The sequence below is a fragment of the Xenorhabdus doucetiae genome (assembly GCF_000968195.1).
Classification (GTDB): Bacteria; Pseudomonadota; Gammaproteobacteria; order Enterobacterales; family Enterobacteriaceae; genus Xenorhabdus; species Xenorhabdus doucetiae.
The window spans coordinates 825783-846803 of the sequence record NZ_FO704550.1; the positions used below are offsets into that span (position 1 = coordinate 825783).

Genomic DNA, 21021 nt, shown 5'->3' on the forward strand with positions numbered 1-21021 from the left:
AAAAATCCAGTTTCAGTTAGGTTGTTGAAACAACAGTTATCTTATCGAAAAAACGGAATCCCGGATGACGAGTTCCGCTGAGAACATATTCATTTGTGGAGGCAATTCTTGTTTGGCGTTGAGTTGCAATGCGAGATTAGCTGCCCGTTGCGCCATTTGTTCGACGGGGTTGTGCATGGTCGTTAAGGGAGGATAGAGATATTGGGCTGTGACAATATCATCAAATCCAACGATTGACAGTTGTTCGGGTAAGTTGATTTTCCGCTGATGCAGGGATCGCATCATACCCGCCGCCATAACATCATTGAATGTTACTGCCGCAGTGACGTTGATGCCGCTCGCTAACAGTTTTTCTGCTGCCTGTTCCCCACCTTCTTCGTTAAATGGAACGCTAATAATCCAATCATCAGGAACGGTAATGCCCGCATTCGCCATTGCAGCATAATAGCCTTCCAGACGCAGCTTTCGATCATCGATCGGTAGATTTGCTGTGACACAAGCAATTCTTCGGTGACCATTTTGCAGAAGATAATGGGTAGCAATCTGAGAGGCAGTGACATTATCTAACCAGACACAGCGGTTAGCGATGGCAGGGAAATAACGATTGATAATCACTAATCCTGGCGTGTGGGCCGCATAACGTAATACATCTGTATCGCTCATTCTGCTGACATGGGCGACTATTGCTTCACATCCTTGGTTGATTAAAAAATCCAAAGCAGATTTCTCAAGTTCAGCTTGATGCCCGCCACTACAAACCATGAGCTTAGCTTCTTTTTGCCGGGCAACTTTTTCAACTCCACGAGCCAACAGGGAGAAAAAAGGATCAGCCAAATTACCGGTCAGTAAGCCCAACATATTTCCGCATCTTTTCGCCAAGGCCAGTGCAGCGGAATTACGGTGGTAATTGAACTCACGCATGGCTTTTTCTACCCGCTCGCGGGTGCCTGGCTCGACATAAGCGGTATTATTAATGACACGGCTAACCGTGGCGGCAGACACTCCGGCTCGATGTGCGACATCTTTCATCGTGGCCATGCTTTCTCCTCAGCAGTTATGTTAGATAAATGTGAAATAGGATCATATCCCAATTTATTCAGGTACTCATGAAGGATGAAATCACCTTCTTGATTACGCGACAGAGGATGTAGGGCATGGGTATTATCCTTAATATAATAAAGCATGGTTTATCGAGTTTAAATATTGGGGTGGAATATAGAGATCATAATTCTTTTTTTCACAAAGTGCTTTTAACTCAAGAATTGAATTGATAGATAATTTTTCATAGAGAGTTTTAAAATACCTTTCTAAGGTACGACATGATATTTTCAATTCATGAGCAATATCTTTATTTCTGACGCCACGGCAGAATAAAAAAATGATCAGCCATTCCTTCTCTGTCAAGATATTATTAGGCGGGTTAAGATTAATAGCAGTGGAAATATCATTTTTAATATAATAATGGACTGAAAAATGAGTCATTTCTTTGGCGTGACCAATGATTCCGATACATTGACTATTTTCATCCATTAATGGAAACTTTTCACAGAAATAAGGCTTGAGTTGTTTATCATGATGTTGAAAATAAGCACCGACAGAGGATATGCGCTGCATGGATTGTAAGACCTTCCGATCATGTTCTTCAAACAGAGGAACAAGATGCTCAAAGGGTGTATTTAACTCTTTTTCGGTATATCCGGTAACATCAAAGCGTTCAGGTAAATTATTTAAGTTAATAAACACCTTATTTGCATAGATAAAGCGGAGTTGCTTATCTTTGACAAACCATGACTCATGGCTTTTATCCCACATATTGGTTAACTGAGGAGTGACTTGACTCATATATAACCTTCAATAATATACCCGTTATTTTTCAAGTTGCCGTTTTATTGGCTTCAATCACCCCTCAATACATCCCAGTCACATAGCAAGCTATGCTCCGGTTTGAGTCGGTTGTTACAAACAGGATAACGAATTTATTTCAAATGAAATGTGAGAAGTGTTTGCTATTCATGTAATCGGTTTCATGAAGTGTGAAAATGTGATTTATGTAACGCTTTTTGATCTTGTTTAGTCCCGAATAAGTAAACATGGCGCTATAGCTGTGACTCATTCTGTTGTTTTCTATCCACAGGTTTGCCTAAATTCAAGTCGTATCAGTCAAGGCTCAATATTTTCTGGAAGAGTATATTTTTAAGTGTTTTTGGTGAATTAAGGTGATTTTTGTGTAAGAAACTACTTGTAACGTTATAAATTAATACGAGTGACTAATTCAATGTTATTAATTATATGTTGATAACATTGTTTTTATGTATGGGTTTTGATTTCTCATGGGATTTAACGTAATGTGATCAACTTCTCTTTTTTATATGGATTATTGTCAACTTATTGCGTTAAGTTAATTTTCCTCGATTTTATATACTAATATTTTAAATTTTATTTCTAATTTGGCTTATTGTTCCAGTTTAATCAGTATCTGAATGTTATCATGAAATGATTGTCGGGAAGCTCCTGTCCTATTGGTCGATTTTTGTTTGACATATTTTCGCCAATGATTACTATTTGATTTTTTAATTAATAAATAATGACAGGTCATTTTATTCTATATAAAACCTTTTTATTTTAAATATGGCTGTGCCTGAAATAGGCTTTATCTTAAATTAACATTCTACTCTCTTGTAAAGAGTGTGGTTGCATATTTAATCGTATTTGAGCAAGCAGGGAGATTGCGCGCGGCGTATCGCTTTGCTTTAAGGGAAAAGGAGTGAATGGTGAATCCGTTTGAGTATTATTATCAATGGGAACTTGACTACTTGAGGCAACTGGCAAAAGAAATCCATCCTGCCAGCGGTACAGCGGGGTTAGGCTATCCTTTTCTGGCAATTGATAAAGATGTGACCAAAATCAGTATCGTTTACAGTGAAGTTAAGCTGGCTAAGTCTGTCCTGAATAAGATGGATAACGATAAAAACTTCCGCGAGAGTGCGATGCAATTTGTGGATTTAGAGAGTGAAGCATCAGATTATGCCATTGATGCCAGACAAGAACATTTCGACGGATTAGTGGAAGATTTCAAAGATCCTGAAAAACAATTTCAGGCGTACAAAAATAAATTATCCGATCCGACCTTACAATCTGCTGATTTGGGAGATATGACGACTGAAGGCAGTTTTTTCATGGATGCAGATATGGAAATGCGTTATATAGACAGCCTTATCTGTCCTTATTACAAAGATAAAGCGAAGATTGTGGTATTGCATGATCCTGTGGGATATCAGCGTGATATTTTAATGGCATATGAGTTACTTAATCTTTGGCAGCTAAGTTATTCTGCGACAAATATTTATCCACTGACGATAGGAAGCTTTGTTGAGATAATTGCTGCATCAAAGGATGAGAGTATTAAAAAATCTTTTAACGAACATATTCATCAGGAGAATTGGAAAATCTGGTGGCCTAAACTTACCGATCCGATTGTGGATGTAAAAAAAAGACAAGAAAAAATTCTTGAAATATACAAAGAATTTTTTGAAAGTCCAAGTGTTGCCGGTAAATTAGGAGGGTTGTCACATTATTTCAAGTATTTTTTTTCGTTGGGTGATAAAAAAAGTGATCTGACAGAAGAAGATGGTCAGGAATTTGAAATATACTGCGATCTTGCCGCAGAGTTAATGCAACCGTTACAGAAAACCCCAGAGGGAACGTCGATATTAGAACAGATTATTGGCGGTAAGCTTGCATTAGATGAGAGTAGTTCATGGGATGTCATTAACAATGGCATCGTCAATACGCTAGGGCATGATGGTGCTAACAAACTATTGATGACAAACTTTGTAACAAAAGGAATAGATAAAATATTCGGTGCAACAGGTGAAGTTATAGGAATGTTTCTTGCCTGGGGAGCGGAGAAAATGGCTCAAGGCTCTGTGAGTTTATATGCAAAAAGTATTGAAAAGGTAACCCAGACTTTTACTGACAAAGTTTTTGGTGCTTTAGGCGTAGAAGAATATAAAGGATCTGTTTTATTGACAGAAAAAGAAGTAACAAAACTGATCAATGATCTTGAGAAATATAAACAACAAGGGCTTATCGGGAAGTCGAAAATATTGAGAAAAAAAGCCAAGGTGAATTTTCAAAAGAAAGGCGGGACGGCGGTATTTAATTGGGCAAATAGGGTGAAAAATTATACGGGCGATTTAAAACTAAAAATACCGACCATTAAAATTAACAGTCCAACATTCAATGTTAAATTTATGCAACATCTGGATAAACCGATCAGTATTGCGCTGGATTGTAGTCTAACTGGATTTGATCTGTTGATGAAAAGTTATACCTTCTATACTTTATTATCACAATCGGGTTTTGATAGAAATAATCCATTGAAAGCGAATCGAAAAATTGTGTATTTAGCTTTTTCCTACCTGAATACGGTACTTGGTATGGCAGTAGCGGTACGAAATTCTTCTGAGCTTATCGGGAAAGGGCTTGCAAAAGCAGAAGCATTGGCGAGAAGGATGAATCATCCTGCGGCAGAAGCACTATTAGGTGCTGCTTCCCGCCGACTTACATTATTAAATAGTGCTCAGATAAAACTGCTGGCAAAGGGGACGATTGGGGTAACCGGAATTTTAAGCGGGGCGCTTTCTTACTATGATGCTTATCATGCCAGCGCTTTAGGCAGCCATAAGGAAGCATATGCACATGTTGCTATTGGTACCGGTACGTTAATGTTAACTGCTGGATTTTTGGGACCATCACTTTTGGGTACAGGTGCTGGAGCAGCAGGAGCAGGAACATTTTTTACTGGTATGGTATGGGTGGGAATTCTCGGTATGTTAGCAGGCACTTTTTATGTGGTTTTGTTTGGCAAAAGTCAATTTGAATATTTATTAATGAATTGTTTTTGGGGAAGTGGTGATAAATATTCATTTTTGGAGATGGGATTTGAACGATATGAAGAAATAACACACCAATTTGAAAAAATTCGTAAAATGGATAATGAAATCATTAACGCATTTAAGGTGGAATATCAGGAGTTTTTAAATTTTTTCACCAGACCAATATTAAAAAAAGAGAGTAATCAAAAAGGAATGATGGCTTATCATTTTATGTTGCCGAATTTCCAATGGGAAAGATCAGAGTTAATTTATCATGTTGCACCATCATCTACGGTTACTTCCAGAAGTGATCACACAATTTATGTCAATGACCGTTATTACGCTAAAGCTAAGCAGCGGTTTGATGAATTAATGAAACAAGCTCTCTCTGAAATCATTTATAAACATGAAAATCCCATTGATGAAAATGGCACGCTTACTTTAACACTGGAAATAGAAAAAGAGTATGCTGAATATATCACAATTGATTGGTACTATATGCCAAAAGAAGATGCAATTTCCCCCCTGCGTTATCAATGGGGAAAAGAGCCTACAATAGAAAATGCGATTTATGGATATTCTGATGAGAAGGTGCGTTAAATGATAAAATCAATAAAAAAATGGCTGACCAAAAAGCCTGAGGGTAAAGTAAATAATAATATCAGAATTAGCCGGCTATCAACCGTGTGCGATCCCTTTCTGGATGAAGATATTGGTATGCTGGATAAAGGGCAAATAAAAGCAGAGGGTTTTGTTGATTTTATTGATGATAAAAAATGTGAGATAAAATATGGCAGCAGTAATTATCGTGTGAAAATTTTACTTGCCTCTTTAGCGGGTTTTGTATTAGGTTTTTGTTTTTTTATTGATGATTATATTACATCATGGAATGCTAATGAAAAATTTTATTTAAGAGCTGTTAACGATATTAAAGATGAATATGGGGAGGATTTCTATCTCAATCCTAAATTGCCAGATGATGATAAAATTTATGAGTATATTGCTGATGCCGAGAGCATTTCTTTTCCCCAGTATTTTCATATTCGTTATACGGATAGTGGTTTTTACAGTAAATCAAGTGTTCGAAAAGATTTGTTACTGGATGGTGGTTTTTTCCTATTTTCTATTACAATGATTTTAATCCACTTATGGGTATTATCTTTACTTCTTAAAATCTCCCCGCTTGTTATTGATCGGGAAAAGCAACTGTTTTATACCTGGCGCAGGGGGAAAATGTATGTTGCACGTTATTCTCAAGTCGATGTGATTAATCTATATGATGTTTTGTATTTAAGGGTTTATGGATTCGATAAAAATAACCAATTGATGATTTATGATTTTGAGCCTCGTATCCCTAATCTGATCGACGATATAATAAGTAAAAAATATTTATTGGCTTTTGTTGCAAAATATCTGATACAGGGAAAAGAGTCTGTCAGTTCAGTGGATTTTAAACGTCATTCATCAATATTTTTTTCACGTAAAAATTCAAAACCAACAGATTGGGAAACTCAGGTTACAGCTATTTTAGCTGAATTGGACCGGCTTGGCCCACCGAAAAGGGCGACTGACCCTGAATATATCGTTGGAGAGAAATATTGATATGGCTAAGGATAACGGAATTAAATTAGCACGAATGTCAACAGTGTGTGATCCTCTTTTGGATGAAGATATCGGCATGCTGGATAAAGGGCAAATAAAAGCAGAGGGTTTTATTGATTTTATTGATTTTATTGATGATAAAAAATGTGAGATAAAATATGGAGAGAATAATTATCGTGTGAAAATTTTACTTGCCTCTTTAGCGGGTTTTGTATTAGGTTTTTGTTTTTTTATTGATGATTATATTCCATCATGGAAAGCTAATGAAAAATCTTATTTAGAAATTGTCAGTCTTATTAAAGACAGATATGGGGAGGATTTTTACCTCAATCCTAAATTGCCAGTTTATAATAAAGCTTATGAGTATATTGCTGATGCCGAGAGCATTTCTTTTTCCCAATATTTTCATATTCGTTATACGGATAGTGGTTTTTACAGTAAATCGAGTGTTCGAAAAGCGTTGTTACTGGATGGTGGTTTTTTCCTGTTTTCTATTACAATGATTTTAATCCACTTATGGGTATTATCTTTACTGCTTAAAATTTCCCCGCTTGTTATTGATCGGGAAAAGCAACTGTTTTATACCTGGCGCAGGGGGAAAATGTATGTTGCACGTTATTCTCAAGTCGATGTGATTAATCTATATGATGTTTTGTATTTAAGGGTTTATGGATTCGACAAAAATAACCAATTGATGATTTATGATTTTGAGCCTCGTATCCCTAATCTGATCGACGATATAATAAGCAAAAAATATTTATTGGCTTTTGTTGCAAAATATCTGATACAAGGAAAAGAGTCTGTCAGTTCAGTGGATTTTAAGCGCCAGTCACCCATATTTCCACTATGTAAAAATCCAAAACCTACCGATTGGGAAACTCAGATTACAGCTATTTTAGCTGAATTGGACCGGCTTGGGGTACCGAAAAGGGCGACTGACCCTGAGTATATCGTTGGAGAAAAATATTAATAGAGTCAGTGATATTTCTATTCCAGAAAAAATAGCACCGAAGAATATGATAATGATCTCGGTGCTGATTATTCAATTACCAAAAATTACATATTGTTTGTGGTTAAACGCCGTACCCACAATAAAACCAGCACTAATACCGTTAACGGCAAGCCGTGGAATATCAGGATTACGATGGAAGGCGGCAGCCAGACGTAAAAGGGAGCGACCAGCAGCATTCCTATCCCAAAGCCTGTCATTTGCAATAGCGTCAGCAAACTGAAAATCGGCAGACGTAAACTTTCCGGTTCGCTTTGTGCCCGCGATATCAGGCTGACTTCTGCGATCCCATCCCCGATTCCTGCCCAGACGGCAAACAGCAGTAACCAGAATACGCTGCTTTGTTGGAATGTGAGGATAAATCCGGTTGACATCAGAGCGACGCCGACAAAGAACAGTTTTTCCATCTTTAACAGATTGCGGCTGCGTAGCAAGTAGCTCGCCAATCGTGCACCGCTGAATTTCCCTATTGCCCATGTCGCCAGCAGTAATCCCATGGTAGTACTGGCATTATCAGGAGTAAGGAGTTTCGAAATGATGGGAAAACCGACGTTATGGGCGGCACTGCCCAGTGTGTCGGCCAGGCTGAGAAATAACATGCCCGCCAGCATGGGGGCACCGCGCAGGCCGTGGCGCAATTCACGCCATTCGTTACCAAGTTCTCTTGATGTTTTTTGCTCAGGCAAAGAGAGGAAACGCAGGGGCATAATCAGGATCGCTGCCAGCAGGTAAGTCATGATATTGACGGTAAATACTGTTTCATAACCGCTGCTTGCGACCAGCAATCCCGATACCAGACTGCCGAATACTGCCCCCGTGGCCGCAACGGAGGTGAGCCAGGAGTTGGTTGATATGCGTTGTGAGGCGTGTACCCAATAGGGTAATTGGCTGTTTAGCCCGATAGCAAACATTGAATTGCCTAAACCAATACCGAAGGCGATTATCGGTAAGATCAGCAGTTGCTGCGATGTGGGGATCAGCAATAGTAGGGACAGCAAAATAACCCGCACCAGATCAAAAAAGACCAGCGGCCATCTTCCCGCAAATCGTCTGAAAAACGGCGTTCCGATCAAGCTGGCGATGATACCACCGGCAACACGGCAGGCGAGAAATAGACTGACGTGCATGACGCTGTTACTGAGCAGATAAACGTAGGTGGAGAGTGCCACCATATTCAGGAACGCGCCAAAATCAGAGACGAATCGGGCACTGACGATCAGTAAGCCATTAAGGCTGGACCAACGCAAATTCAAACTATTTTCCTGATTTGACATTATGATTAGCTCACTGGTTATTGCGGAAGTTGCCGGAAAGTGACCAGCAATAGATCCCGAAATGCCGCGTTTGTAGGAGATATTTGCCGAACATTGCTTGCTCGATGATAAAGTTGTTTATCATTTATTGTGAGTGTTTCAAGAAAGTGTTCCATTGCGGTATGTAACATTATAATTAGGAGTTCTACCCGATAAACTTCAAGTTGCAGATCGTAAAATGAAAGTTGCTTATTATCTCCCCGCGATGCGGAGAAATAATAAAAGCGTGTTGCAATACAATGAATATATTTGAAATAGAAAAATAGATGAATGTTTAATGAAACATTCATCCATGATTAAAAATTATTTAGCCAGATATTTTTCGATATGATGTTGAATACCCGCTGCATCGAGTCCGAGATCAGCATAAAGCTCTTGTTGTGTTCCTTGCGGGATAAAGTAATCGGGTAAACCCAAATTCAATACGGGAATGGATAACTTTTCCTGCATCAGCAATTCGTTAACCCCACTGCCGGCACCGCCCATGATGGCATTTTCTTCCAACGTCACCAATAGATCGTGGCTGGCTGCCATTTCCAGCACAAGTTCTTTGTCCAGTGGCTTGACAAAACGCATATCCACCACAGTTGCATTCAGGGCTTCCGCTGCTTGCAGCGCGTAAGATAAGAATGTGCCAAAGTTAAGGATTGCAATGCGTTCTCCCAAACGGCGGATCACGCCCTTGCCGATGGGGAGTGTTTCCAGCGGTTGAAGTTCAGCGCCGGTGCCTGTTCCACGAGGATAACGGACAGCCGTCGGGCCTGCCTGGTAATGATATCCGGTATGCAGCATCTGGCGGCATTCGTTTTCATCGCTGGGTGCCATAATGACCATATTCGGGATACAGCGCAGGAAGGAGAGATCGAATGCCCCTTGATGGGTTTGGCCATCTGCACCGACGATGCCGCCACGGTCGATGGCAAACAAGACCGGCAGGTTTTGGATGGCGACATCGTGGATCACCTGATCATAAGCGCGTTGCAGGAAGGTGGAGTAAATGGCGACGACAGGCTTGTAACCGCCAATGGCCAAACCTGCGGCAAACGTGACCGAGTGTTGTTCGGCAATCGCAACATCAAAGTATTGCTCAGGGTACTCGCGGGAGAAACGCACCATGCCGGAACCTTCGCGCATGGCTGGGGTGATCGCCATCAATTTCTTATCATGCGCGGCTTGTTCACACAGCCAGTCACCGAAGATCTTGGAGAAGGTCGGGCGGGTCTCTGCACTTTTTGGCAGGGAACCGGTCGCGGGATCAAATTTGGGGACGGCATGCCAACTGATGGGATCTTTTTCCGCTGGCGCATAACCCCGGCCTTTTTTCGTCATGATATGCAGGAATTGTGGCCCTTTCAGTTCACGCATATTTTTCAATGTCTGGGTCAGTGCCAGTACGTCATGACCATCAACCGGCCCGATATAGTTGAAGCCAAGCTCTTCGAACAGCGTTCCGGGAACAACCATGCCTTTCAGGTGCTCTTCCGTTTTTTTCAATAACTCTTTGATCGGAGGCAGGTTGGAAAACACTTTTTTGCCGCCTTCACGCAACGTTGTGTACAGCTTGCCTGACAGAATTTGTGCCAGATGGTTATTCAATGCGCCGACGTTTTCAGAGATAGACATTTCATTGTCATTGAGGATCACCAACATGTCGGGGTCGATAGCTCCGGCATGGTTCATGGCTTCAAACGCCATGCCCGCGGTAATGGCGCCATCCCCGATGACACATACGGTCTTGCGGCCTTTGCCTTCGTGTTTGGCAGCAATCGCCATCCCTAAGCCCGCACTGATGGAGGTGGATGAGTGACCGACACATAAAGTGTCGTATTCACTTTCTTCCCGCCAAGGGAAGGGATGAAGGCCATTTTTTTGGCGAATGGTATTAATGCGATCACGACGTCCAGTCAAAATTTTGTGGGGGTAGGCCTGATGACCCACATCCCAGACTAAATTATCAAAGGGCGTTTTATAAACATAATGGAGTGCGACGGTTAATTCGATAGCGCCAAGGCCGGAAGCAAAGTGACCACTGGAGCGGCTGACACTGTTAAGCAAAAATTGACGCAGTTCATCGCATAACTTTGGCAAGGTGTCTTTGGGTAGCAGGCGAAGCTCTTCTGGAGTTTCCGCCAATGCCAATGTTGGATATTTCGCTATATCAATGCTCATGCTATGCCTGTATAAAATGCTATACCCGTTAGAAATTGGTTGAGGGTGAATTCGGGAATTAATGTGACCGACTTTTTTAGCTGTTTCTCTCAATGATAAAACCAGCCAGTTTTTTTAAGATTGCGGTGTTATATGACAATTTTTCCAGTTCTGTCAGGGCGGCAAGCGCTTCTTCATACAGCTCCTGGGCTTTTTTCTGGGCTTGTTCCAACCCTAATAAAGCCGGGTAGGTATTTTTGCCGAGTTGCTGATCATTGCCCTGACGTTTTCCAATAACTTCCGTATTGCCAATGACATCCAGAATATCATCATGTACCTGGAATGCCAGACCAATGGCTTGGGCGTATTGCTCCAGCAAAGGCAATACTTCACGGCCACGTTGCCCGGCACTGTAAGCGCCCAACCGGACGGCTGAACGTATTAATGCCCCGGTTTTATGCCGGTGGATCTGTTCCAGCGAGGCAAGATCGATCTGTTTGCCTTCGGCTTCCAAATCCAATGATTGCCCACCACACATGCCGGCAAACCCGCTGGCGCTTGCCAATTCAGCGATCATGGCAAGGCGATCGGATAGGGCAACATCGGGCATGTCCTGTTTTGCCAGAATTTCAAAGGCCAGTGATTGTAAGGCATCACCGGCTAAAATAGCCTGACTTTCACCAAATTTGATATGGCAGGTAGGCTGCCCGCGACGTAAATCGTCGTTATCCATTGCAGGTAAATCATCATGGATCAATGAATAGGCATGGATGCATTCTACTGCGAGGGCGGCGGCATCAAGACTCTGTTTGGGAAGGCCAAACATTTCCCCCACGCTGTAAACTAAAAATGGGCGCAGCCGCTTTCCACCCAGTACCGCACCATACTGCATGGTTGTGCCTAATGGGCTGTTTAAAAAAGGCAATGCAGAAAATGTTGCCAGCAGCTTGTCATTAATATGTTGCTGACAAGAGAGTAATCTTTCTGCAAAAGATTGCGCTTCCAAAGGCGTCTTATATTGTTCGGACATAAATTTACTCAGCATCGGAAGAAAATTCATCAAGTGGCGATTGTGCATCATGATTCAATAAAATTTGCACTCGTTGTTCCGCCTGTTGCAGCGTTTTCTGCCCCTGTCTTGCAAGTTGAATACCACGTTCAAATTCATTCAACGCATCTTCTAAAGGGAGTTCTCCGGATTCCAGCCGAATCACAATTTCTTCCAGCTCTTTGAGAGAGGTCTCGAATGTCGACATTTGTTCAGTTGCTGATGTTTGATTTGCTTTAGACATAATGACTTAACTTATGGTTATTTAACGAATTACAGCAAAGCAAGTTCGTTACAGACTTGCCCAGTACCCTACTACACCAAGAAAAATAAATCATGCGTTACCGCTGTTTTTTTACAGGTGATTTTTTACGGGTGATATAGCGAGATGATGTTATACTCTGCGCCCTATCCAACTGAACATTTAAGAACAATCATTGATATTGTTTGTGATAGTTCAACATTGAATGACTACTATATCTTACTATGAAGTTTATCATTAAATTATTCCCAGAAATTACGATCAAGAGCCAGACCGTCCGGTTGCGTTTTATTAAAATTCTTGCCAGCAATATCCGCAATGTGTTGAAAACATTTGGCGAAGGCATTGCTGTTGTTCGTCATTGGGATAATATCGAAGTTCGGGTCAAGAATGATAACCTCGATGCCGAAATTTGTGACGCACTGACACGTATTCCCGGTATTCACCATATCCTGCAAGTAGAAGAGCGGGATTTTCGTGATCTACATCATATCTTTGAGCAAACCTACGAAACCTATGGCCATTTACTGCACGGTAAAACATTTTGTGTGCGCGCAAAACGCCGTGGTAAACACAGCTTTACCTCTAATGAAGTTGAGCGTTATGTCGGTGGTGGACTGAACCAGCATATCGAATCAGCCAAAGTGAAACTGACCAAGCCTGATGTGACGGTGAATCTGGAAATTGATCAGGACACGCTGATCCTGGTGAAAGCCCGTCATGAAGGAATTGGCGGTTTTCCTATCGGTACGCAGGAAGATGTGCTGTCATTGATCTCCGGTGGCTTTGATTCCGGTGTTTCCAGTTATATGTTGATGCGTCGTGGCTGCCGCGTGCACTACTGTTTCTTTAATCTTGGTGGTTCCGCCCATGAGATTGGCGTTAAACAGGTTGCCCATTATTTGTGGAACCGGTTTGGCAGTTCGCATAAAGTTCGCTTCGTTGCGGTCGATTTTGAACCAGTTGTTGCTGAAATTCTGGAAAAAGTGGATGACGGCCAGATGGGGGTTGTGCTGAAAAGAATGATGGTCAGGGCAGCGTCTCAAATTGCAGAGCGCTACGGGGTGCAGGCGATCGTCACCGGGGAAGCCTTGGGGCAGGTATCCAGCCAGACTTTGACTAACTTAAGGTTGATCGATAATGCCTCCGATACGCTGATCCTCCGTCCCCTGATTTCTCATGATAAAGAACACATTATTAAGCTGGCGCGTGAGATTGGCACCGAAGATTTTGCCCGCACGATGCCAGAATTTTGTGGTGTGATATCAAAAAGCCCGACCGTGAAAGCGGTTAAAGCCAAAATTGAAGCAGAAGAAAACCATTTTGACTTTGAGATTTTAGAGCGGGTCGTGCGTGAAGCCCAGAATCTGGATATTCGCCAGATTGCCGAGCAAACCAGTGAGCAAGTGGTAGAAGTGGAAATGGTATCGGCACTTTCTTCTAATGATGTGTTGCTGGATATCCGTTCCCCCGATGAACAGGATGATCGTCCGTTAAACATAGAAGGTATTGAAATTCAGTCATTGCCTTTCTATAAACTGAGCACTCAGTTTGGCGATCTGCCGAAAGAAAAAACCTATCTGCTGTATTGTGAACGTGGTGTGATGAGCCGTTTACAGGCACTTTATCTGCGTGAACAAGGCTTCGATAACGTGAAGGTGTATCGGCCTTAATTTGTCTAATTTGTCATAAAGCATAGGGCTGCTTACGGAACCGATCCGGCAGGCAGCCTGTGTCCCTCTATCGTCGTGATGGCCTCAATGTCTTCACTGCCGTGAGCGAGGCAAATAAGGACTGAGGGGCTTATATTCTTCCTCCTTGCGCTTAATGTAATGATAAACATTGATATTTTCTGTGATTGGCAAACCATGAACACGGGCCCGACGCATTAAAAAGCCAGTGATGTAGTCTATTTCTGTATGCCGCTGTGCCCGTATATCTTGCAGCATGGATGAGTAATTTTCAGCAGTTTGCTCAATGACGTTCATAACATAATCAACCAGCGTTTGTTGGGTGGTATGGATATTGTCATGCTTCATCACTTGATAAATTTCATCACAGAGTGCCTGAATTTGTGCATGATGATGCCGTAATTCACCGTTTTTACAGTCATAGATAACGGTGAGTGGGTTAATGACACAGTTAACGGCAAGTTTCATCCAACTGACAGCCTGTATTTCATTGTGCCAGGCGACATCGGGCAGGGCGCAGTGTAAAACATCGGCCAGGTTGCTGAATTTGTTGGCATTGGTGGTGATGGCACCAATGTGAGTCATGCCTTGTGACTTATAGTGCACAATGTCGTTTTTTCGATAGGCACCATGGGTGGTCACACCCAGTAAAATCGGGTTGGGCAACGGCGCGAACTCTTCTTGGGTTCCCATTCCATTATGCAATAACAGGATTGGGCAATTAGGGGAAAGTTTGTCAGCAATATGATTAACCGCATCAGAAACTTGCCATGCTTTTAAACACACGAGGAGTAATTTGCTTTCAGCAAGGTGTTTTTCGTCATTGGCAGGAAATTGTTGCTTAAAAACCAGACCATTAAAGTTTTCGATTTGGACGGAAATAACAGGCTGTGGAACTCTTAACCATCCCTGAACATGATGATTTTTTTGGGATAGGGCGGCAAGCCACAGTTTACCTATCGCGCCACAGCCAAGAACAGTTATTTTCATATTTCTTCCTTGAGGGACGCTTTCATGGGAAACCTCGATCGTCATTAACGCTAATTGATCCCGAAATAGGATAATTTCGAAAAGATCATTGCGCTTCCCGAGTATAGAGCTTTTGCCAATAATAGAAAGCGGTTATCATGCCGATTTATTGATTAGCAGGAGGTGACGGGCAATGCCATCATTCGATATTGTTTCTGAAGTTGAGATGCCGGAAGTGCGTAATGCAGTAGAAAACGCGCAGCGGGAGTTAAGCAGCCGTTGGGATTTCCGCAACGTCAACGCAAGTTTTGAATTAAATGAAAAGAATGAATCGATCAAAATTGCCAGTGAATCTGATTTTCAGGTGAACCAACTGGTCGATATTCTGCGTGAAAAATTTGCTAAACGTGGAATTGATGGTGCAGTACTCAATGTTTCTGAAAATATGGTTCATAGCGGCAAAACCTACAGTGTAGAAGCGACTTTGCTGCAAGGTATTGAGACGCCATTAGCGAAAAAAATTGTGAAGCTGATTAAAGACAGCAAGCTGAAAGTACAAGCCCAGATTCAGGGTGAGCAAGTGCGGGTAACTGGCAAGGCGCGCGATGATTTGCAAGGGGTTATTGCATTGATTCGCGGCGCAGAATTGGGGCAGCCTTTCCAGTTTACGAATTTCCGCGATTAATATCGATAACTTAATCTCAATAATAGTACGGTGTTTGCCAACACCGTACTTGTGACAACCGTACTTGTGACAAATAGCGCGGGCTATTTATGGGATAAGACAAGCTGTTCTAACTGCTCGCGATTGGTCAGTTTGGTATCGACTTTGATATAGGCACTGAACTCTTCGGGTGCAATAACAACATCTTTTACCCCGGCTTGCGCCAATAGCTTTTTCGCTAAAATCTCAGGAGTGCTCAGTTGCTCCGGCAAAATGATCCTAATACTGCTGACATAGGGCGGTTGCCGTAATGTCAGACTGACAATAAACCAGAATGTCGTCAGCGCGATGCCTCCCATAAAGACGAAGGATGCGCCTTGCCATTCATAAAGCATTCCCCCAAGGCTGCCTCCCAAAGCAACGCCAAGGAATTGGCTGGTGGAGTAAACGCCCATCGCAGTGCCTTTATAACCCGCCGGTGCTTCTTTGCTGATCAGTGAAGGCAAAATGGCCTCCATAATATTAAACGCAAGGAAGAAAATTTGGATGCCGGCAAAGATCCCCCAAAGATGTGAACCCTGAGACCACAAAACAATTTCCGCAATAAATAGCAGCGCGATACACAGTAAAAATACCTGCTTCATGCGACGTTTTACTTCTGCATAAATAATGAAAGGCAGAACAGCGACAAAAGAGATCAGGGTGGTAATTAAATACACTTTCCAGTGTTGTTGTGGAGGAAAGCCCACTTTTTCCATAATCAGGGGAAGGGCAACAAAGCTCGACATCAATAAGGTATGCAGGCAGAGAATACCAAAATTGAGTTTTATGAGTTGAGGATCTGAAAGCACCCGTTTGAGGCTGCCGCGTGCGATACCTGATTCGCGATTGAGCAAATGTTTATGTGTACTCGGCACAGCAAACAGTGTGATAAAAATACCGCAACCGGCAAGGAGTGCAATGGCGCCAAACAGGCCATTTAAACCGATTTGGTGGGTGATAATCGGGCCGACAACAATCGCAAAAGCGAAGGTGATACCGAAGCTAATGCCGATAAATGCCATGGCTTTTGTTCGATTCTGCTCACGGGTCAGATCTGACAGTAATGCCATGATAGCGGCGGATATGGCGCCTGTGCCTTGCAGGGCGCGGCCAATAATAATCCCCCAAATAGAGTCACTTAAGGCGGCAATAAGACTGCCTAATACAAAAATGAGCAGCCCGCCGATGATTAAAGGCTTTCTGCCAATTTTGTCTGAAAGCAGCCCGAAGGGGATCTGGAATATGGCCTGTGTTAAGCCGTAAATACCGATGGCAATGCCGATAAGCGCTTCTGTCGCATCACGTAATTCTAAGCCATAGGTCGTCAGAACAGGCAGAACCATGAACATGCCTAACATGCGCAGAGAGAAAACAGAACCTAAGCCCCATGTCGCCCGGAGTTCAAGCGGAGTCATTTTATTATCGTTCACGGATACCTCAAAAAAATCTGATATGACATTTCAATTAAGTGAGAGGCAAACGGAAAAGCAGCGTTTGCAACCGAATAAGTTGTCATTGAATAGAGATAAAGGAAAGGAAAAAGATGGCAGGGTTTACCCTGCCATCTAAAGATTACCAGACGTAAGTCAGGAGGTTTTCTGGCGATGCTGCTGAATCTACAGACATCATGACGCTTAATGACATAATAGCGACGATAGAAAACAGAAATAGCTTACGGGCCCAAATACGGTCATTGGAGGTTTTATAACCTGATAATGCCATACCCAGCCACCAGATACTCACTGCGGTAGCGACGATAAGGTATTTATAACCGGCATAACCACTGATGGCCAGCATCAAGGTGGCAATCATAAAGGCCAGAATATACAGAGTGATATGGTTTTTCGCGACGGAAATACCTTTAATCACGGGTAATACTGGAATATTGGCCGCTTGATAATCTTTGAACCGAAAAATAGCAATGGCGTAAGAATGGGGCATCTGCCACAAGCTGAAGATCAACAACAAGATCAACGCGCCTGTGTCAAAATGTCCCGCTACTGCACAGTAACCGATCACGGGAGGAGCTGCGCCTGACAAGCTACCAACCAGCGTGCCATAAACAGATTTTCTTTTCATGTAGAGGCTATACACCCCAACATAAATGATGAACCCAATGAGAGCTAACTGCATTGCTAAGGCATTGGCTGCTACATAGAGCAGCACGATGCCAGCAATACCTAACACTGAGGCGTAAATCAGGCTGATTTTCGGATCGATAAGCCCTTTCACAAGGACCCTTTCTTTTGTTCTTTCCATGATACGGTCAATATCGCGGTCGATATAGTTGTTGAATACACAACCTGATGCTACCACCAGCGATACCCCGACCATCGTTGCAAAGAACAAGGGGTAATCTATCACGCCCCTGGAAGCGAGTAGAAAACCACCAATCGCAGAAATTAGATTTCCGAAAATAATTCCTGGTTTGGTCACTTGCAGGTATTGCTTAATCATTCAAATCAACCCTTAATCAACCATCATATTGATGTTCAGGTTGTACATGATCCACAGGGAGCCAACAACAACGATAGCGATGACCAGTAATGTGAATAGTAAGGCAAGGAGATTCCAACGCTCTTCAGATGATGTATTCATATGCAGGAAGTAGATGAAATGAACAAAAACCTGAATAACAGCCATGGCAACGACTGTCACCAAAATTGTGCTGTGTGAAGCTGTACCTTCCATCACCATCCAGAATGGGATCACGGTCAGGATAACTGACAGTACAAAACCAATCATATAGGTTTTGAAACTACCGTGGCTGGCGCCGGAATGAGAAGTATTTGGATGACTCATTACATCGCTCCCATCAGATAAACGATAGTAAATACACAGATCCATACGACGTCAAGGAAGTGCCAGAACAGGCTCAGGCAGTTCAGACGCGTACGGTTCACGTCAGTCAGACCACGGCGTGAAACCTGAACCATCAACGTGATGATCCAAATCAGGCCGAAGGTGACGTGCAGACCGTGAGTGGCAACCAGTGCAAAGAAGGAAGACAGGAATGCGCTGCGGTCAGGGCCATAGCCTTCAGTGATCAGTTTATGGAACTCGTAAACTTCCATTGAAACGAAGCCAAGGCCAAACAAGAAGGTAATGAACAGCCACAGGTTAACCTGACCGGCTTTACCTTTGTTCATGTTCAGCATGGCGAAACCATAGGTAATACTACTGAACAACAGCAGGAAGGTTTCGACCAGAACAAAATCCAGTTCAAAAATATCTTTACCAGATGGGCCACCGGCAGTGCCATTAACCAGCACTGCATAGGTCGCGAACAGACTTGCAAACAGAACCAAGTCACTCATCAAGTAGATCCAGAAGCCAAAGACTTTGTTAGCCCCTGTATCGTGGTGCCCATGAGCGTCATGGGCGGCTGTGTTGTTAAGGGTTTGAGTCGACATTATTTCACACCTGCCTTTCTCAGTTCTTCGTAACGCTGATTCTCAACTTTTTCGACCTCAGCGACAGGGACGTAGTAATCAACGTCTTCGTCAAAACTTTTCACGATGCAGCTGATGACGATACCTGCGAAACTTGCGATAGCCATCCACCAGATATGCCAGATCAAAGCAAAGCCTAATGTCAGACAAAATGCGCTGATGATCACGCCTGCACCTGTGTTTTTAGGCATATGAATTTCTTCATATTTAGCAGGGCGCTTATATTCAGTGCCTTTTTCTTTCATATCCCACCATGCATCACGAGTCTGGATGTGTGGAACTTCGGCAAAGTTATAGAACGGCGGTGGAGATGAAGTTGACCATTCGAGAGTACGGGCACCCCACGGATCGCCAGTCAGGTCGCGGTTTTGGTCACGGTCGCGGATACTGACGTAAAACTGGATAATCTGACACAGAATACCTAAGGCGATTAAGACAACGCCGCCTGCGGCAACAACCAGCAGTGGGTGGAATTCTGGGTTGATATCTTGGCTCAGGCGACGGGTCATTCCCATGAAGCCCAATGCGTACAGTGGCATAAAGGCAACGAAGAAACCGGTGATCCAGAACCAGAATGCACGGACGCCCCATTTTTCATTCAGCGTGAAGCCAAATGCTTTCGGGAACCAGTAAGTTGTACCTGCGAAGCAGCCGAATACCACACCGCCGATGATCACGTTATGGAAGTGAGCGATCAGGAACAGACTGTTATGCAGAACGAAGTTGGCACCCGGGACTGCCAGCAGAACCCCTGTCATACCACCAATGGAGAAGGTAACCAGGAAGCCAACCGTCCACAGCATTGGGGTTTTGAATTCGATACGGCCACGGTACATGGTGAACAGCCAGTTGAAGATCTTAACCCCGGTTGGGATGGAGATAATCATCGTGGCGATACCAAAGAAGGCGTTGACGTTCGCGCCGGAACCCATGGTAAAGAAGTGGTGCAACCAGACAATGAACGACAGGATGGTAATCACGATTGTCGCCCACACCAGTGAGGTATAACCAAACAGGCGTTTTTTCGAGAAGGTTGCCGTGACTTCGGAGAAGATACCAAAGACAGGCAGCACCAGAATGTAAACTTCAGGATGGCCCCAAGCCCAAATCAGGTTGATGTACATCATCATGTTGCCGCCCATATCGTTGGTAAAGAAATGGGTGCCCAGATAACGATCCAGAGTGAGCAACGCGATGGTTACCGTCAGGATTGGGAACGCAGCAATAATAAGTACGTTGGTGCACAGTGAAGCCCAAGTGAAGACAGGGAGTTTCATCATGGACATGCCTGGCGCACGCATGCGCAGGATGGTTACGAAGAAGTTAACCCCTGTCAGCAAGGTACCGACACCGGAGAGCTGAAGACTCCATATCCAGTAATCGACCCCAACGCCGGGGTTATATTCCAGACCGGATAGCGGCGGATAAGCCAACCAACCCGTTTGTGCAAACTCACCCACCCCCAGAGAGATGTTGATCAGCGCGACGCCGACAACAAATAGCCAGAAGCTCAGAGAGTTCAGGAATGGGAATGCAACGTCGCGTGCGCCGATTTGCAGAGGAACAACAATGTTCATCAGGCCGACAACGAAAGGCATCGCCATAAAGAAGATCATGATAACGCCGTGAGCGGTGAAGATCTGATCATAATGGTGCGGGGGCAGGAAACCGGCTTCACCCGCGGAAGCCAGGGCTTGCTGTCCACGCATCATGATGGCGTCAGCGAAACCACGGAGCATCATCACCATGGCAACGACGATGTACATGACACCAATTTTTTTATGGTCAACGCTGGTTAACCATTCACTCCAGAGCCATTTCCATTTACGGAAATAAGTCAAGGAACCGACAACGACCAGTCCCCCAAGCAAGATCCCAAGCAATGTCACCACAATAATGGGTTCATGCAATGGGACAGCATCCAGTGTTAATTTTCCCCACATG

At 43.3% G+C, this 21021-nt stretch carries 18 protein-coding genes; 5 read left to right on the forward strand and 13 right to left on the reverse strand.

Features of this window, described 5'->3' with window-relative positions; all coding sequences use genetic code 11:
• Positions 1 to 36: 36 nt before the first annotated feature.
• Both XDD1_RS03965 and XDD1_RS03970 read right to left on the reverse strand, forming a co-directional pair.
• Positions 37 to 1038: a LacI family DNA-binding transcriptional regulator gene (locus XDD1_RS03965; RefSeq protein WP_045968898.1), complete on the reverse strand. Its 1002-nt coding sequence runs from the start codon at positions 1036 to 1038 to the stop codon at positions 37 to 39.
• A 129-nt stretch (positions 1039 to 1167) separates the two neighbouring features.
• Complete coding sequence (locus tag XDD1_RS03970; protein ID WP_045968900.1) at positions 1168 to 1842, reverse strand: helix-turn-helix transcriptional regulator; 675 nt, start codon at positions 1840 to 1842, stop codon at positions 1168 to 1170.
• A 926-nt stretch (positions 1843 to 2768) separates the two neighbouring features.
• Between XDD1_RS03970 and XDD1_RS03975 the strand changes: the two genes are divergently transcribed.
• Genes XDD1_RS03975 through XDD1_RS03985 form a run of 3 tightly spaced genes read left to right on the forward strand, consistent with a single transcriptional unit; the run spans position 2769 to position 7449 of the window.
• A complete protein-coding gene (locus XDD1_RS03975; protein WP_045968902.1) occupies positions 2769 to 5477 on the forward strand; it encodes a toxin VasX in 2709 nt (902 codons plus the stop codon).
• Positions 5478 to 6479: a hypothetical protein gene (locus XDD1_RS03980; protein WP_045968904.1), complete on the forward strand. Its 1002-nt coding sequence runs from the start codon at positions 5478 to 5480 to the stop codon at positions 6477 to 6479.
• Position 6480: 1 nt separating this feature from the next.
• Positions 6481 to 7449, forward strand: coding sequence for a hypothetical protein (locus XDD1_RS03985; protein ID WP_045968906.1), 969 nt, complete (start codon positions 6481 to 6483; stop codon positions 7447 to 7449).
• An 86-nt stretch (positions 7450 to 7535) separates the two neighbouring features.
• On the opposite strand, the gene XDD1_RS03990 is transcribed toward XDD1_RS03985, so the two are convergent.
• The 5 genes from XDD1_RS03990 to xseB form a co-directional block, all read right to left on the reverse strand.
• The gene (locus XDD1_RS03990) at positions 7536 to 8762 is read right to left on the reverse strand and encodes an MFS transporter (protein WP_045968908.1); all 1227 of its coding nucleotides are present in this window, start codon (positions 8760 to 8762) and stop codon (positions 7536 to 7538) included.
• A 17-nt stretch (positions 8763 to 8779) separates the two neighbouring features.
• Entirely contained in the window at positions 8780 to 9091 is a 312-nt protein-coding gene (locus XDD1_RS20300) for a 2OG-Fe dioxygenase family protein (protein WP_331710070.1), read from the reverse strand.
• Between the two features lie 13 nt (positions 9092 to 9104).
• On the reverse strand, positions 9105 to 10970 hold the full coding sequence (gene dxs, locus XDD1_RS03995) for a 1-deoxy-D-xylulose-5-phosphate synthase (RefSeq protein WP_045968910.1): 1866 nt from the start codon (positions 10968 to 10970) through the stop codon (positions 9105 to 9107).
• 76 nt (positions 10971 to 11046) lie between these two features.
• A complete protein-coding gene (gene ispA / locus XDD1_RS04000; protein ID WP_045973320.1) occupies positions 11047 to 11979 on the reverse strand; it encodes a (2E,6E)-farnesyl diphosphate synthase in 933 nt (310 codons plus the stop codon).
• A gap of 4 nt (positions 11980 to 11983) precedes the next feature.
• Positions 11984 to 12241 carry an exodeoxyribonuclease VII small subunit gene (gene xseB, locus XDD1_RS04005; RefSeq protein ID WP_045968912.1) on the reverse strand — a complete coding sequence of 86 codons (258 nt, stop codon included), beginning with the start codon at positions 12239 to 12241 and terminating at the stop codon, positions 11984 to 11986.
• Between the two features lie 242 nt (positions 12242 to 12483).
• On the opposite strand from xseB, the gene thiI reads away from it, so the two are divergent.
• Positions 12484 to 13932, forward strand: coding sequence for a tRNA uracil 4-sulfurtransferase ThiI (thiI, locus tag XDD1_RS04010; RefSeq protein ID WP_045968914.1), 1449 nt, complete (start codon positions 12484 to 12486; stop codon positions 13930 to 13932).
• A 93-nt stretch (positions 13933 to 14025) separates the two neighbouring features.
• Here the strand turns inward: thiI and panE are convergent, their stop codons facing one another.
• Positions 14026 to 14940: a 2-dehydropantoate 2-reductase gene (gene panE / locus XDD1_RS04015; RefSeq protein ID WP_045968916.1), complete on the reverse strand. Its 915-nt coding sequence runs from the start codon at positions 14938 to 14940 to the stop codon at positions 14026 to 14028.
• Between the two features lie 172 nt (positions 14941 to 15112).
• Here panE and XDD1_RS04020 point away from each other — a divergent pair, with 172 nt between their 5' ends.
• The gene (locus XDD1_RS04020) at positions 15113 to 15604 is read left to right on the forward strand and encodes a YajQ family cyclic di-GMP-binding protein (RefSeq protein WP_045968918.1); all 492 of its coding nucleotides are present in this window, start codon (positions 15113 to 15115) and stop codon (positions 15602 to 15604) included.
• 83 nt (positions 15605 to 15687) lie between these two features.
• On the opposite strand, the gene XDD1_RS04025 is transcribed toward XDD1_RS04020, so the two are convergent.
• The 5 genes from XDD1_RS04025 to cyoB all read right to left on the reverse strand — a co-directional run bounded on the left by XDD1_RS04025 (position 15688) and on the right by cyoB (position 21020).
• Positions 15688 to 17055, reverse strand: coding sequence for an MFS transporter (locus XDD1_RS04025; protein WP_045968920.1), 1368 nt, complete (start codon positions 17053 to 17055; stop codon positions 15688 to 15690).
• A gap of 142 nt (positions 17056 to 17197) precedes the next feature.
• Positions 17198 to 18082, reverse strand: coding sequence for a heme o synthase (cyoE, locus tag XDD1_RS04030; RefSeq protein WP_045968922.1), 885 nt, complete (start codon positions 18080 to 18082; stop codon positions 17198 to 17200).
• 12 nt (positions 18083 to 18094) lie between these two features.
• Positions 18095 to 18427, reverse strand: a complete 333-nt coding sequence (locus XDD1_RS04035) for a cytochrome o ubiquinol oxidase subunit IV (protein WP_045968924.1) — start codon at positions 18425 to 18427, stop codon at positions 18095 to 18097.
• Positions 18427 to 19038: a cytochrome o ubiquinol oxidase subunit III gene (locus XDD1_RS04040; RefSeq protein WP_045968926.1), complete on the reverse strand. Its 612-nt coding sequence runs from the start codon at positions 19036 to 19038 to the stop codon at positions 18427 to 18429. The genes XDD1_RS04035 and XDD1_RS04040 overlap by 1 nt, the downstream gene beginning before the upstream one ends.
• A complete protein-coding gene (cyoB, locus tag XDD1_RS04045) occupies positions 19038 to 21020 on the reverse strand; it encodes a cytochrome o ubiquinol oxidase subunit I (protein WP_045968928.1) in 1983 nt (660 codons plus the stop codon). Before cyoB ends, XDD1_RS04040 begins: the two co-directional genes overlap by 1 nt.
• Position 21021 lies beyond the last annotated feature (1 nt).

What these genes read in the sequence shown, in the direction of transcription:
- XDD1_RS03965 (WP_045968898.1), bottom strand. Translation starts at nt 1,038, where the DNA reads ATGGCCACGATGAAAGATGTCGCACATCGAGCCGGAGTGTCTGCCGCC.
- XDD1_RS03970 (WP_045968900.1), bottom strand. Translation starts at nt 1,842, where the DNA reads ATGAGTCAAGTCACTCCTCAGTTAACCAATATGTGGGATAAAAGCCAT.
- XDD1_RS03975 (WP_045968902.1), top strand. Translation starts at nt 2,769, where the DNA reads ATGGTGAATCCGTTTGAGTATTATTATCAATGGGAACTTGACTACTTG.
- XDD1_RS03980 (WP_045968904.1), top strand. Translation starts at nt 5,478, where the DNA reads ATGATAAAATCAATAAAAAAATGGCTGACCAAAAAGCCTGAGGGTAAA.
- XDD1_RS03985 (WP_045968906.1), top strand. Translation starts at nt 6,481, where the DNA reads ATGGCTAAGGATAACGGAATTAAATTAGCACGAATGTCAACAGTGTGT.
- XDD1_RS03990 (WP_045968908.1), bottom strand. Translation starts at nt 8,762, where the DNA reads ATGTCAAATCAGGAAAATAGTTTGAATTTGCGTTGGTCCAGCCTTAAT.
- XDD1_RS20300 (WP_331710070.1), bottom strand. Translation starts at nt 9,091, where the DNA reads ATGAATGTTTCATTAAACATTCATCTATTTTTCTATTTCAAATATATT.
- dxs (WP_045968910.1), bottom strand. Translation starts at nt 10,970, where the DNA reads ATGAGCATTGATATAGCGAAATATCCAACATTGGCATTGGCGGAAACT.
- ispA (WP_045973320.1), bottom strand. Translation starts at nt 11,979, where the DNA reads ATGTCCGAACAATATAAGACGCCTTTGGAAGCGCAATCTTTTGCAGAA.
- xseB (WP_045968912.1), bottom strand. Translation starts at nt 12,241, where the DNA reads ATGTCTAAAGCAAATCAAACATCAGCAACTGAACAAATGTCGACATTC.
- thiI (WP_045968914.1), top strand. Translation starts at nt 12,484, where the DNA reads ATGAAGTTTATCATTAAATTATTCCCAGAAATTACGATCAAGAGCCAG.
- panE (WP_045968916.1), bottom strand. Translation starts at nt 14,940, where the DNA reads ATGAAAATAACTGTTCTTGGCTGTGGCGCGATAGGTAAACTGTGGCTT.
- XDD1_RS04020 (WP_045968918.1), top strand. Translation starts at nt 15,113, where the DNA reads ATGCCATCATTCGATATTGTTTCTGAAGTTGAGATGCCGGAAGTGCGT.
- cyoE (WP_045968922.1), bottom strand. Translation starts at nt 18,082, where the DNA reads ATGATTAAGCAATACCTGCAAGTGACCAAACCAGGAATTATTTTCGGA.
- XDD1_RS04035 (WP_045968924.1), bottom strand. Translation starts at nt 18,427, where the DNA reads ATGAGTCATCCAAATACTTCTCATTCCGGCGCCAGCCACGGTAGTTTC.
- XDD1_RS04040 (WP_045968926.1), bottom strand. Translation starts at nt 19,038, where the DNA reads ATGTCGACTCAAACCCTTAACAACACAGCCGCCCATGACGCTCATGGG.
- cyoB (WP_045968928.1), bottom strand. Translation starts at nt 21,020, where the DNA reads ATGTGGGGAAAATTAACACTGGATGCTGTCCCATTGCATGAACCCATT.